Source organism: Candidatus Caldatribacterium saccharofermentans (assembly GCF_050267035.1).
Classification (GTDB): domain Bacteria; phylum Atribacterota; class Atribacteria; order Atribacterales; family Caldatribacteriaceae; genus Caldatribacterium; species Caldatribacterium saccharofermentans.
Genome location: NZ_CP187957.1, coordinates 730,065 through 742,921, shown reverse-complemented (window position 1 = coordinate 742,921; position 12,857 = coordinate 730,065). Strand labels below are relative to the sequence as shown.

Genomic DNA, 12,857 nt, shown 5'->3' with positions numbered 1-12,857 from the left:
TGTCCATCTTCTCCAGGGCGATGGCAATATTATCCCTGAGAATCCCCTGAAAGGCAAGTCCTGGCGCGCTTGCTGAGTCTCTGGTTGTGCTTTCTGACCACGGTCTTCCCTGGAATTCTTGCAGGAGAGGAGGGTCTCTGGTACAGTTTCTTTAGGGGGATCGTACACTGTGATCCCGGGGGTTGCCGGATGTGGAAAAAGGCGGTTAAGCGACGCTGGGTTTTCCTGAAAAGCGTACCCTGGATCCCCGTAATCCTTGTGCTTTTCTCAACCTCCTGGGGCCTGTGCCAGGAATCGCCCTTTGCCAACGGGCGTTTCTGGGAGAAAGGCGGTCTTTTCCTTCACTACCGGGTGTGGTTTCCCGAGCACCCCAGAAGGAAAATCCTCTTCATCCACGGTCTGGGTGGGTCAACGTTCTCCTGGCGGTACGCACCGGACTTTCTCCTCCAGGAGGGATACTGCATCGTGGCGGTGGATTTGCCTGGCTTTGGGTATAGCCAGAGGATAACGGGACGGTTGCTGAGAGCAGAAGTACAGGCCCGGCTGCTCCTTGATTTCCTGGAGTTCCTTGATCAAACCCTTCTTCCTGAGGACCTCTCCCATGTTCCCTGGTGTCTTGTCGGGCACTCTATGGGTGGGAAAATCGCTTTCCTTATGAGCTTCAAGGAGCCGGAGCGCTTCCTGGGCGTGCTTTTTGTGGATGCAGCCTTCCGGGGTCCTTCCCTGCGCTTCCTCAGGGTCTTCACGACTTTTCCTCCTCTGAGAGGATGCTGGGTGACGTTTATCCGGAACGTCTTTCTTGCCCCTTCACGTGTTCGCCGCTTCCTTGCCAGAGCTTACGGTCGAAAACCAAGCGCTTTTGGAGTAGAAGGGTACCTTGCGCCGCTTCGGCTTCCGGGGACTGCCCGGAGTCTCCTGAGCCTTGTGAACCAGGCCTCGTCGCTTCGGCTTGCCGCGTTTTCGGGGAGACCCCACCCGCCCTTTCTCCTTCTCTGGGGAGAGCGGGACCGTTTTGTGCCGAAGCGGCAGGCTGAGAAGTTCCGGGAGGTTTTCCCCGAAACGCCTCTTGTGGTCATTCCCGGGGCTTCGCACTGTCCGATGGAGACCCACCCGGAGGAGTTCTATAGAGTCGTCGTCGAGTTCTGCAACGCCCTGGCTTTGCGGTGAAAACGATTCCGGCACTGTACGCTACCCCAGCTATTGGAGGGTTCAAGGAGGCACCAGGAAGCCCTGGGGTTTTCGGGAACGGGCCGGGGAGTCAGGAAGAGGAGAGGATGAGTTCCCCAATCACCGCCACGGCTGCCTTCACAACTTCCGGATCGAACTGGGTGCCCGCGCAGCGCTTGAGTTCGGCAATGGCCTCCGCTATGCTCATCGCCCTGCGGTAGGGGCGGTTGCTCGTCATGGCCTCAAAAGCATCCACCACGGCGACGATGCGGGCTTCAAGGGGAATGGCCTCTTTTGCCAGGCCGTCCGGGTATCCCAGGCCGTCGAAGCGCTCGTGGTGGTGCCGGACGATCCGGGCAACGTCTTCAAGGCCCCGGACGCTTTTCAGGATCTCCTCGCCCTTCAGGGGATGGAGTTTCACGAGTTCATACTCTTCCGGAGTGAGAGGACCCGGTTTTCGGAGGATACTCTGGGGAATGAAGATTTTCCCAATATCATGGACCAGGGAAGCCCAGCGGATGCTTTTCGCCCTCCGTCCTTCAAGCCCAAGGCGTCGGGCAATGAGCAGCGCATACTCTGCGGAGACCTCAGAGTGTTTCAGGGTGGCACTGTCGTAGTACTCTAAGGCCCTGGCGAGAGCCACAAGGAGGTTCTCAAAGAAAGATTCCTCCTTTCTCGCATACTCCCGCAGGGCGTGAAAGGCCACGCAGATTCGGGAAAGCTGCTCGGCAAGAGCGATATCACCGCCGTCGAAAGCGTCCTGCGTTCCTCTGGGAAGGTCAAGGGTGAGGTGCCCGAAGAATGTCCCTTCCCACGTGAGGGGAACGACCAGAGTTTCGGCAACCGGTTCGGTACCCTCTATGAGCTCTCTGTACTTCTCGGGGGACGAAAATTTCCGGTGCGGGCTGAGGATGTCTTTCACCACCGTGACCCGCTCTTTCACGATGAGCTCCTCCGGTTCAAAGGTAAACCCAAGGAGGCTCTCTCGATGACCCCGGACGGCGACGATTTCTCCTCTTCCTTTCTCATCGATGAGGAGAGCAGCTCCCATGGAAGCCTTGGGGACCATCCCCAGGGCAAGGTCGAGCATGCGGGAGAGGAACTCCCTTTCTCCAACCTCAAGAAGGGGAAGGAGTGCGGTGACCTCAAGCGCCTCAAGGAGCTTTCGCCTCGCCCTCTCCTCGCCTTCCAGTGCGCGCTCGAGCTGAGCGGTGGCCTGTCGCACAAGCCTCTGCAACCTCCTGTTGAGCGCTGCAAGGACGGAGATTGTGCCGAGGATACTCAGGGCAGCGATGAGCAACCCCCGGAAAAGCCAGGGTGGATATTCCCTGGCGGTGACAAGATACGATTGAAGGAGGTCGTGGAGCTCTTTTTCTGAAAATTTCGAGAGTTCCGCTTTGACAAGCTGTACGACTTTCGTATTCCCCTTCCAGGTGGCAAGGTGGAGGAAATTCTCCACAGGGAGAGGAAGGCGGGAAAAGTCAGCCAGAAGCCCGTATTTGACAAGGTAGAAGTTCGCCGGAGGATCGTCCATGAGGAAGCAATCGATCTCTCGGCGTTGTGCCGCAAGGACGATGTCGCTGTAGTTGGGATAGAGCCGAAGCTGCAGGGAGGGATTGAGGGAAAGGGCGAGATTCACTAAGGCGTCTTTTGCTTTGGCGCCCACAACGTGGGGAGTGAGGTCTGAGAGGGAATGGATGTTCAGGGTTTTCCGGAAGTACACGCTTGAGGTGACCCGGAAAAGGGGCTGGATGTAGTCAAGGTAGGTTGCCCGCTCGGGAGTGTAGAAGATGGTGTCCACAAGGTCTGCCTGGCGTTCCTGGATAAGGGCATGCACTTTTGCCCACTCCGTTGGCAGAAGTTCCACAGGGATTCCGGTTCGCTCTTCCCACATCCTCCAGAACTCTACCGACGCCCCCACAAAGCGTCCTTCATCGTCGTAGTAGGCAAAGGGCGGGTAATCCCTGTCGATGAGGACTCTGATCGGGGTGTCCTGGGAAAAAGCCCCAGAGGGCAGAAGCGCCAGAACCCAGATCGCTACCCCTATCCCCAAGAGCACGCCCTTTCGCATCATGCTCCCTCCCCGTTTTCGATGCGACCTCGCCCAAGGTCCTTTGCCCGGTACGCCAGAGCATCCACCCGGCTGAGGAGGGTGTCGGGGGTTTCCCCCTGGGTGTACTCGACCACACCGAAACTCGCCGAAAGAGGAAACGCCAGGTGTTCACCGATGGCCCGTATAGCCTCCTGGATTCTTTCGGCCACCTGCCTGGCCTCGTCTTTTGCGGTGGTGGGAAGGAGGACCACGAATTCATCTCCTCCCAGGCGGACCAGGAAGTCCATTTTTCGGATTGCCGATTGCACGGCTCGTGCAACCTCCTGCAGGACCCGGTCTCCGGTGACGTGGCCAAAGCGATCGTTCACCACTTTGAAGTGGTCGAGGTCAAAAAAGAGCAGGGAGAACGTCTCGCTGCGGCGGTTTGCCCGCGCAATTTCCCGGGAAAGGATTTCGAAGAAAGAGCGGCGGTTGTAGGCTCCGGTGAGGGGATCGTGGAAGGCGAGAAAGCGGAGGGTTCGCTCCATCTCCCGGTACGGGGTGATATCGTGGAGGTAGTGGAGGTAGAGGTCTTCACCTAAGGGGACCCAGAACACATCAAAGAAACGTTTCCTCCACCTGATTTCGCACCGAATGGTTTGGCTCTCCCGCAGGGCCTCATCGGCCCGGCAAAAATAGCACCGGGTTCCCGGGAGGATAACCCCTCGCTTCAGGGCTTTCCGGTATTCTCCCCGAAGGGCCGCTCCTTTGCGGATGGCAAGGAAACAGTACTCCCCAACTTTTGTCTGCCAGTCCCTTTCGGCGGCTCTGTTCTGGGCGAGTATCCGGCGGTCCCGGGAGATAATCCAGGCGGGGGCCGGAATCCCCTCAAGGAAGAGGAGGTTGAGCCGTCCCCGCTCGTAGAGGGACCAGGGGAGGAGCACAAAGTCAGGGTGTTCTCCTTGGGAGAAGGCGGCGTCCTCGTGGACTACCTCAACAGTGTACCCGTTCGCCTCAAGGAGGGGATGAAGGCGCAGGAGGTCGTGATCGTTCTGGTGTACGAGGAAGATTTTCCGGGCCACCGGGCCTCCTCCCTTTTGGGGAAAATTATACCATTATACTCCTAACTGCCCAACAAGCTCCTGCAGTTTCTGCGTCATCCGGGGCAGGGGACACCGGGTTGACTGCTTCAGGGAAGCTGTTTCTCTCGTGTGGTGTTTCTGCATGGGCAGGATCAGGGATGTGCTTGTCCGCAAGACCAGGAGGGCTACCAGGACCGCAGCAGTTGCAACGATGATGGGGACGAAGTGGTTTCCCCACACCGGTGCCACGATCTGGCTTTCGTCAGGATGTCTGGGTCTTCGTGTTTTGGCACGGCAGGCGAGGGGATACCCCATTTTGGGAAATTGGATCTCTTGGCCACCTCTTCCTCCAGTTTCCCGAAGTCGATCCGGAAGTTGACGACAGGTAACACCAGCACAGTGCTGACCCCATGGCCTCGAACACTTCCTGCGCTTTCCATGACAAATAATCGGCAGGGGTTCAGGGAACTTTAGGCCTTCCAGAATTTCTTGTTTGTTCCCCTTCTTTCAGGCCTGCCCTCTCATTCCAGAGACGGCTACAGAGCGCTCTTTTTCTCAGGACTCCTTGTCGCTTCCAGCAGGAGCATCGCTGGCCGAATGGTCTTCAAGAGGAGTCTTTCTGGGTGACTGGTGAGGGTCACCGTGTGTCCTGCAGGGGAATGGCAACATGGTTTATCTACTGAGTACTGCAGGCTTTCCCCGGCAGGATGAGAGAGGCTTTTTGGGGAACTATCCAGAATGCTGAGCCTGTTCTTGACGCGGAGAAGCCGTATGAAATTAACCATGAGGAGGCTGTCTTGGATGTTCTGCGCGGTTTTGGTGTTCTTGCTCGCCGTTTCCAGTGCTGCCTTTTCCGCAGAAAAGGCTCCTGCAGCAATCGTGGAATTTGCCCAGAACGAACTCATGCGGTGGGGCGAAAATCCGATTATTGTGAAAGCGGTAAAAGACCAAAATGCTCAAGGCATGACGCTTGAGGACATTCAGGCCCTTGACGAACGCTGGGTGAAGACTCCAGGCATTGCGGATTTCATGAAACCCTACCTGGAGAATGAATGCGCCCAGGAACTGCAGAAGCTCCAGTCAAGCGCCCCGTACTTTGCCGAGATTTTCGTCACTGACAACCAGGGAGGACTCGTGGCGGCAACGGGGAAGACTTCGGACTACTGGCAGGGGGACGAGGCAAAGTTCACCGAGTGTTTCAGGGGGGAAGAAGGGGTTCTCTACATCAGCGATGTGGAGTTCGACGAGAGTACCCAGACCTATTCGGTCCAGATTTCGGTCCCGGTGCGGGAGGAAGGGAAGGTCATTGGGGTCATTGTGGTGGGCATTGATGTGGATGCGTTCCTTGGAGAGTGAAGGAGGGAAAGATGGCGCTCAGCTCTCGAAGGAAAATTGGTACGAGGATTCTCCTGGGGTTTCTCGCCGTCATTGCCTTTGTGGGGGTACTGGGGTACCTGGGGATTTTCCTCTCCCGGAATATTTACCGGAATCTCGAGGAGATTCACACCGTTCGTCTGCCGGCTTTAGACTATATCCTCGAGATTGACCGAGACCTGCAGCAGCTTCTCGTGGCCGAGCGGTCCATGATCTTTGCCAAGACGGATTCGGAGGTCTTCCGCAAGCTCCTTGAGGACTACGAAATGAATCTCAGGCAATCCGAGGAACGGTGGGAGAAGTACAGGGCGTTGCCGAAGCATCCTGAGGAGGAGCAGCTCGCTGCAGAGTATGAGCGGGCCAGGGCCGAGTGGGTGGGGCTTTCCCGCCAGGTCGTGGAGGGGAGAAAGGCCGATACCCGTGAGGGGCGTACTCTGGCCATCGACCTTACCCTGGGGCAGGCAAAGGAGAAGTTCGAGGAAATGCGGCATTTCCTTGACCAGCTGACGGAGGTGAACCTCCGTCTGGCTGAGGAGGACCGGAAGGAAGCGTACAGCAGTTTCCAGCGAAATCAACGCTTTGCCCTGTTCCTTATTGTCCTTGCGATTATTGTTTCGCTCATGCTTTCCCTTGTGACCACCCGGAGCATCACAAGACCTCTCCAGGCCCTTGTGCATCTTGCCCGCCTGGGGCAGGAGGGGGATCTCACTGCTTCCTGCAACCTCTCCTCTCAGGATGAACTTGGAGTCCTGGGTCAGGCCTTCACGGGGATGATAGCAAGCCTCAGGGCAACAGTGCAGAGAGTTATCCACGCTGCAGAAAGGCTGTCCTCTTCAAGCCAGAATCTCCACTCTTCCGCAGAAGAGGTCTCGAAAGCCACGCAGGAGATCGCCCAGACCATCTCTCAGGTTGCTCACGGAGCAAGCCGGCAAGGAGAGGAGCTGAGCCGTCTCAGTGAAGATGCCAGGGGTATTCACGGTCAGGCCCTCAGGATACAGGAAGCAAGCCAGAAAAGCACGCATCTTTTCCAGACCGTCCTTGATGAACGGCTTGAGGAGAACACCCGAGCGCTTGTGGAAATGCGCAGAGAAGTTGAGCGTACCATGCAGGAAGGTCGTGAAACCGGAGAAGAAGCCCGGAGAGGCCAGGAGCTTCTGACGCATCTCCTTGAGACCATCTCCTCCATCGCCTCGGTGACTCAGGAAGTAGGTCAGGGCATTGCACAGCTTGAAGCCCGTTCCCAGGAAATCGGAAAGATTGTGGATGTCATCACCGGAATCGCTGAACAGACGAATCTCCTTGCTCTGAATGCGGCGATTGAGGCTGCTCGAGCCGGAGAGGCCGGAAGGGGCTTTGCCGTTGTGGCTGAAGAGGTGCGCAAACTCGCTGAGGGCTCGGCCCAGGCTGCCCAGCAGATTGCCGTCCTCATTGCGGAAATCCAAAAAGATACCCAGGTGGCGGTGCAGCGGATGGAGAAAGCCCAGGGCGAGGTCGGTGAAGGGGTCAGGAGAGGTGAGAACATCGCCTCGAGCTTCCGGAAAATCCTCGAAGCGATCGAGCAGGTTGTTCAGAGTATCACCAGTATTGCCGGGGCAGCGGAAGCGCTGGAACGCACCCAGCGGGAGATTGTCCGGGCTCAGGAAGAGGCGGGGACGCTCTCGGAGAGCATCGGTAACGCCGTTGAAGATATCACCCGAAGCCTGCAGACCATGGCTGAGCGGATTGCCGCTCTTGCTGCCATTGCAGAGGAGAATGCCGCTTCAAGCGAAGAGGTTTCAGCTTCTACTGAAGAGCAGAGTGCAGCTTTGGAGGAAGTCGCCACTTCTGCCAAGGCACTCGCGCAGCTTGCCGAAGAACTGACGCAATCGGTGGCCCATTTCAGGGTGTAGGTGTTCCTGGAATTTTCCCTGGACCCCCTTGACGGCAAGGGAGGTCCCCTGTATAATTTCCCTTGAAAAGTGAAAAGAGTACCCCACTAGCACCTCCTATTAGAAGTCTTTCCCCTCCTTGCACCTAAGGGGGGCCAGGGAACACCTGGCCCCCCTTAGGTGTTTTCTGAACTCGAGTCGTTGACAGGTACTTCTTCTCCCCTGTAGAATTCAGGAAAGTCCTTGTACCAGTGCTTTTGCAGTCTATGCGGAACGTTCCAGGTATCGTTCTCGTTCTCGGGATAGTCCTTTTTACAGTGTCCTGCAATTCAGGCTGGGATTTTACCGTCGTCAATGTGCCGTTGCATCTTTTCTGCGGGGAGGAGTTCCACTTCCAGGTTGCCTGCCGGGGAAGCTGTTCTTTTCCACTTTTCTGGAGCGCCCGGTACGGAACCATCACGCAAGACGGCTGGTATCGGGCTCCGGATTTTCCCTGCACTGAGGTGGTTGAGGTCATCGGTCGGGGGATAAAGAAACTCGCGAGCTTCCCTGTGCTGATGCCGGGAGGTCCTGCGACGCCACAGAGTACCGCAGAGGCTTTGCCCTCTTTTCGGGTTCTCTTTGTCCCGCCTTCCTGTGTTGCCGATTCCTGTGTTCCTTTTCGCTTTACTGTGCGGGGATCCTTCCTGGTTGCGATAAACGGGGAAGTTTTGATGAGGGATCGGTATCACAGGGAGAGGGAGGTCGCGCTTGAGCTTCCCCTTGAGGAGGGGGAAAACGTCCTTTGCGTTGTGCTTGAGGGGAAGGAAGTATTCCGAAGCAATATCCTCTGTGACCGGACCCCTCCGGTGATTTTTCTGTCCCGGGCTCTTTGGACGCCTGAGGGGGTGTGGGTCTTTGGGACGGCCGATGAAGAGGTAACCATCGAGGGCGTAAAGGGGAACAAAAACACCTGGGAAGTTCTGGTTCCCTGGGAAGGGGAGAAACGGGTGGTCTGGCGTGACCTTGGGATGAACGAGCGAACGAATTCCTCCGGGAAGTGCGTGGGTGAGATTGCCATGCCTCGAAAAGTGGGGGACTACACGCTTGAAGCTCGTCTTCCTTTCTGGGAGGTCCCCTCTCTCGCCTTTTCGGTCACGGTTCTTGCCGCAGCACCCCGGTTTTTCGAGGACCTCTCTGTGCTCCCTCCCTCAGGGAGAGTTGGGGAACCTTTGACCTTCAGAGTGCAGGTACGGGATACCTATGGCAACCCGTGTCCTGAGAAAACCGTGAACGTGTACCTCAGGGAAGAGGGAAATCCTGTGAAGCAGCAAAGCGTCGTCACCGACGCCCAGGGAGAGGCGTCGTTTACGCTCATCCCGCAAAAGCCAGGGATGTTCACCGTGGAAGCCTACCTGCAGTTCACTCCGTACTCCCTTTCCTGGTCTTTGCCGGTAAATGATGGATAGTCTCCTCCACTTTTTCCTCCCCCAGCACTGTGTGGTCTGCGGGGCATACGTTGCGCTTCCCTCCCGTTTCCCCCTCTGTGAGCGCTGCCAGAGTTCGGTCGCTTACCTCCGGGAAGGGGTGTGCTTTCGCTGCGGGAGAACTGTGCCGCATCCTGGGATTCTCCTCTGTCACGTGTGCCGCCGTTTCCGGTACCACTTTGAGTTCGCCCGGGCGGTGAGCGCGTACACGTCACCCGTTCGGGAAGCTCTCCACGCCTTCAAGTACGGAGGGGTGGTGTCTCTGGCAGGGTTTTTCGGTCTCCTCCTTGTCCGGTACTGCGAAGAGTTCCCCTTTCTTCTGGATGTCGATGGTGTTCTCCCTGTGCCTCTGCACCCTTCAAGGGAGAAAACCCGGGGGTTCAACCAGTCCCTCCTTCTTGCCCAGGAGGTGGGGAGGGCATTCCGACTTCCTGTTCTTGCACGGAGCGTCCTGCGGGTGAAGCCCACGCTCCCCCAGGTGGGTCTTAAGGCAAAGGAACGACGTCAGAACGTCCGGGGGGCATTCCGGGTAAGGCGAAAAGAGGACATCTTGGGGAAGCGAATCCTCGTGATCGACGATGTTCTCACCTCCCGCGCAACCGCAGAAAGCCTTGCGCAGACTTTGAAAGATGCTGGATGTCGAAGCGTGATGGTGCTTGCTGTGGCCTCCGGGAAGTGAAGTCCTGAGAATTTTGATTCTTCCATCGTCAGATTATTGACGATTTCTCCGGGATGTGCCAGAATATTCTCGAAATATTATTCTTTTGAGGAATATCCATTCATGAGCACCAACGAGGTGGAGTTGCTCACCCGGGTGGCCTGGTTGCACTTCATGGAAGGGGTCACCCAGCGGGAGATTGCGAAAAAACTCGGTATTTCCCAGCCCAAGGTGGCCCGCCTTCTCGATCGGGCCAAAAAGTGTGGTATCGTCCGCATTTCCATCGCTTCACCCTATGTGAACTGTCTTGCTATCGAGGGAGAACTCCGCCGCCTTTTCCCTCATCTTGAGGATGTTGTGGTCATTCCCACCCCTCAAGGTGGAGACCTTTTCGTAAGCCTTGGTCGGGCTGGTGCCTGGTATCTTGAACGGGTGCTCCAGGATGGGGACCTTGTGGGGATTGCCTGGGGGAGGACTCTAAAACACGTGGCCTCCTCCGTTCAGGGGGCCCGGGTGCGGAACCTTAAGTTCGTAACCCTGGTTGGGGGGTTGACTGCCTCTGCCTCGCTGAATCCATACACCATTGGAGAGAAGCTGGCCTCGATTTTTGAAGGAGAGTGCTACTACCTCTATGCCCCAGCGGTGGTGGAGAGCGAGGAAATCCGGAATTTCTACCTCAGTGAGCGGATCAACCAGAAAACCCTGGAGCTTGCCCGGCAGACCCGCTGGTCGCTTGTGGGGATTGGAACGGTTGATGCCCGTCACTCCATCTATGCCCTTACAGGGTTCATTGACTACCACGAGCTCGAACTCCTCCGTCAGAAAGGTGCGGTCGGCGATATCCTCGGTCAGTTCTACGACCGGCAGGGAAACCTCATCGATACACCCCTGCACCGGCGAACGGTGGCTCTCCCCCTTGAGGACCTCCGGAAAATGAAGAACGTCATCGGCATCGCCGGGGGGAAGGAGAAGGTTGAGGCGATTCTTGGAGCGCTCAGGGGGAAGTACATCAAAATCCTCATCACCGATGAAGAAACGGCAAAAGGCGTCATGGAGCTTGCAGAGAGGGAGGGATAGCTGTGTCCTTTGTGACCTGCGTGGGGATTCTCGTAGCTGACCTCATGGGGCGGCCTATCAACCGGTTTCCGGAGAAAGGCAAACTCCTCCTTGTGCCTGAGATGGAGCTCCATGTTGGGGGATGCGCCCACAACACCGCAGTGGACCTCCGTAAACTCGGGGAGGAGGTGCTCGTGGTGGGGAAAGTGGGGGACGACGACCTGGGAGAGGTGGTGATCAACTCCCTGAAGCGCCATGGGGTGGACACAAGGGGTATTACAAAGGACCCCCGGTACCACACTTCAGCCACTATGGTCCTCCTTGATGAGCATGGGGAGCGGACCTTCCTCCATTACCCTGGGGCCAACCAGGCTCTTCGGGCTGAGGACGTGAAGGACGAGTTCCTTAGAGGAGCGAAGGTGGTCCACGTGGCGGGGAGTTTCCTCATGCCGGGATTCGATGGGGAGGAAACGGCAAAGGTTTTCGCCCGGGCAAGGGCGTTTGGGGTTGTGACCTCTCTTGATACGGCCTGGGATGATACGGGGAAGTGGCTGGACACCATTGCTCCGGTGCTGCCTTTTGTTGACATTTTCATTGCAAACCGGGACGAGGCCTCCCGAATCTCCGGGAAGGACGGTCTTGCGGATATGGCTTCCTTTTTCCTGAGCTTTGGCATTCGGGTGGTGGCCATCAAGATGGGAGCAGAAGGGAGCTTCATCATGACTGAGAAGGAGAAGATCCTTGTTCCGCCCTTTTCGGTGCAGGCTGTTGATGGGACAGGAGCAGGGGACGCTTTCGCCGCGGGATTCCTCTATGGGTACCTGCGGGGGTGGGACCTCTATGAGGTGGGACGGTTTGCCAATGCCTGTGGGGCCATGTGCGTAACTGCCATGGGGGCGACCGAGGGTGTGGGGGATTTCGTGGCGGTACGGCGATTCATCGAAGAACACGAGGCGAGGATGGGATGAAACTTTTTGGTGTGCAGTTTGGAGCGGGAAACATTGGTCGGGGGTTCATTGGGCATCTCCTTCAGGAGTCGGGGCTCTGGACTGTCTTTGTGGAGGCTAACGAGGATCTTGTGGCAAAACTCCGGGAACGGGGTTGTTACCCCCTCCGGCTCATTGAGAAAGACGGAACCTTTCGGGACGTTGTGATCGACCGAATTGAGGTTCTCTCGGTGAAAGAAGAAGCGGCGGTAGCTGAAAAAATCGCCTTTGCTGCTTTGGTCCTCACGGCCGTAGGAGCGAAGAATCTCCCACAGGTGGCTCCGCTTCTTGCCCGGGGGATTGAGGAACGCCGAATGCGCAACCCTGAACCCCTCAATGTCTTCCTCTGTGAGAATCTGAAGGACGCCCCCGCCATTTTCCGGGAAAAGGTGCAGCAGTACCTCTCTCCCGAAGGAATGGAGTTTCTCAAAGAAAGGGTGGGCTTTGTGGGAACGGTCATCGCCCGAATGGTTCCGGTGCTCGATGAGCGTTTCGGTATGACCGACCCTCTGGGGGTGGTGGCGGAATCCTACACCCGGCTTCCTTTTGATGCCCGGGCGGTTCGGGGAGTTCTTCCACCGCTTTTTGGCTTTGAGGGGACGGAACACTTTGAGGCCGAAGAGGAACGAAAGCTCTTTTTCCACAACCTGGGCCATGCCGTTTTGGCGTACCTCGGGTACCTCAGAGGGTATTCCTATATCCACGAGGCCCTTGGAGATGCATTCATCGAGCGCGTATTTTCCGGTGCCTGGGACGAGGTTACCCGGGCATTTTTCCGGAAGTACCCCTTCTGGAACGGGGATGAACACAGAGAATACCTTCGGGACCTCAGGGCGCGCTTTGCCAACCCTGCCATGATGGACACCGTGGTCCGGGTGGGAAGGGACCCCTTGCGGAAGCTCTCTCCAAAAGACCGTCTCATCGGAGGGGCGCTCTTCTGCCTTGCCCAGGGTGTTTTCCCTGAACATGTGGCCTGTGGGTGTGCGGCGGCGTTACTTTACGATTACCCCAAAGATGAGGAGGCAAAAGCCCTGCAGAGGATGATCGCTGAGGAGGGAGTGCGGGGGGTGCTCGAGAGAGTTTGTGGGGTGGATCCTGAGAGTGAGCTGGGAAAAGCGATTGAGCGCTGGTACAGGCGATTTCAGGAAGAAAGGAGCAGGAGGTGAGT

10 protein-coding genes are annotated in these 12,857 nt (G+C 57.2%); 8 read left to right on the top strand and 2 right to left on the bottom strand.

Translation table 11 applies throughout. The annotated features are described in order from the left end of the window. Window positions 1–189: 189 nt before the first annotated feature. The gene (locus ACPT9Q_RS03850) at window positions 190–1,167 is read left to right on the top strand and encodes an alpha/beta fold hydrolase (RefSeq protein WP_427366394.1); all 978 of its coding nucleotides are present in this window, start codon (window positions 190–192) and stop codon (window positions 1,165–1,167) included. Window positions 1,168–1,258: 91 nt separating this feature from the next. On the opposite strand, the gene ACPT9Q_RS03845 is transcribed toward ACPT9Q_RS03850, so the two are convergent. After that, window positions 1,259–3,241 (bottom strand): HD domain-containing phosphohydrolase, encoded by a 1,983-nt coding sequence (locus ACPT9Q_RS03845; RefSeq protein ID WP_427366393.1) that lies wholly within the window; start codon window positions 3,239–3,241, stop codon window positions 1,259–1,261. Next, complete coding sequence (locus ACPT9Q_RS03840) at window positions 3,238–4,281, bottom strand: diguanylate cyclase (RefSeq protein WP_427366391.1); 1,044 nt, start codon at window positions 4,279–4,281, stop codon at window positions 3,238–3,240. The genes ACPT9Q_RS03845 and ACPT9Q_RS03840 overlap by 4 nt, the downstream gene beginning before the upstream one ends. 801 nt (window positions 4,282–5,082) lie before the next feature. On the opposite strand from ACPT9Q_RS03840, the gene ACPT9Q_RS03835 reads away from it, so the two are divergent. The 7 genes from ACPT9Q_RS03835 to ACPT9Q_RS03805 all read left to right on the top strand — a co-directional run bounded on the left by ACPT9Q_RS03835 (window position 5,083) and on the right by ACPT9Q_RS03805 (window position 12,855). Further along, window positions 5,083–5,637 (top strand): hypothetical protein, encoded by a 555-nt coding sequence (locus ACPT9Q_RS03835; RefSeq protein WP_017874127.1) that lies wholly within the window; start codon window positions 5,083–5,085, stop codon window positions 5,635–5,637. Window positions 5,638–5,648: 11 nt separating this feature from the next. Beyond that, window positions 5,649–7,544: a methyl-accepting chemotaxis protein gene (locus tag ACPT9Q_RS03830; RefSeq protein WP_427366390.1), complete on the top strand. Its 1,896-nt coding sequence runs from the start codon at window positions 5,649–5,651 to the stop codon at window positions 7,542–7,544. Window positions 7,545–7,789: 245 nt separating this feature from the next. Then, entirely contained in the window at window positions 7,790–8,971 is a 1,182-nt protein-coding gene (locus ACPT9Q_RS03825; RefSeq protein WP_427366388.1) for an Ig-like domain-containing protein, read from the top strand. Continuing rightward, entirely contained in the window at window positions 8,961–9,668 is a 708-nt protein-coding gene (locus ACPT9Q_RS03820; RefSeq protein WP_427366386.1) for a ComF family protein, read from the top strand. The genes ACPT9Q_RS03825 and ACPT9Q_RS03820 overlap by 11 nt, the downstream gene beginning before the upstream one ends. Before the next feature lie 102 nt (window positions 9,669–9,770). After that, on the top strand, window positions 9,771–10,724 hold the full coding sequence (locus tag ACPT9Q_RS03815) for a sugar-binding transcriptional regulator (RefSeq protein WP_427366385.1): 954 nt from the start codon (window positions 9,771–9,773) through the stop codon (window positions 10,722–10,724). Window positions 10,725–10,726: 2 nt separating this feature from the next. After that, window positions 10,727–11,671: a carbohydrate kinase family protein gene (locus tag ACPT9Q_RS03810; protein ID WP_427366384.1), complete on the top strand. Its 945-nt coding sequence runs from the start codon at window positions 10,727–10,729 to the stop codon at window positions 11,669–11,671. Next, window positions 11,668–12,855: a mannitol-1-phosphate 5-dehydrogenase gene (locus ACPT9Q_RS03805; RefSeq protein ID WP_427366383.1), complete on the top strand. Its 1,188-nt coding sequence runs from the start codon at window positions 11,668–11,670 to the stop codon at window positions 12,853–12,855. The genes ACPT9Q_RS03810 and ACPT9Q_RS03805 overlap by 4 nt, the downstream gene beginning before the upstream one ends. The last annotated feature ends 2 nt before the right edge of the window (window positions 12,856–12,857 follow it).

What these genes read in the sequence shown, in the direction of transcription:
- ACPT9Q_RS03805 (WP_427366383.1), top strand. Translation starts at nt 11,668, where the DNA reads ATGAAACTTTTTGGTGTGCAGTTTGGAGCGGGAAACATTGGTCGGGGG.
- ACPT9Q_RS03820 (WP_427366386.1), top strand. Translation starts at nt 8,961, where the DNA reads ATGATGGATAGTCTCCTCCACTTTTTCCTCCCCCAGCACTGTGTGGTC.
- ACPT9Q_RS03825 (WP_427366388.1), top strand. Translation starts at nt 7,790, where the DNA reads ATGCGGAACGTTCCAGGTATCGTTCTCGTTCTCGGGATAGTCCTTTTT.
- ACPT9Q_RS03845 (WP_427366393.1), bottom strand. Translation starts at nt 3,241, where the DNA reads ATGATGCGAAAGGGCGTGCTCTTGGGGATAGGGGTAGCGATCTGGGTT.
- ACPT9Q_RS03815 (WP_427366385.1), top strand. Translation starts at nt 9,771, where the DNA reads ATGAGCACCAACGAGGTGGAGTTGCTCACCCGGGTGGCCTGGTTGCAC.
- ACPT9Q_RS03830 (WP_427366390.1), top strand. Translation starts at nt 5,649, where the DNA reads ATGGCGCTCAGCTCTCGAAGGAAAATTGGTACGAGGATTCTCCTGGGG.
- ACPT9Q_RS03835 (WP_017874127.1), top strand. Translation starts at nt 5,083, where the DNA reads ATGTTCTGCGCGGTTTTGGTGTTCTTGCTCGCCGTTTCCAGTGCTGCC.
- ACPT9Q_RS03850 (WP_427366394.1), top strand. Translation starts at nt 190, where the DNA reads ATGTGGAAAAAGGCGGTTAAGCGACGCTGGGTTTTCCTGAAAAGCGTA.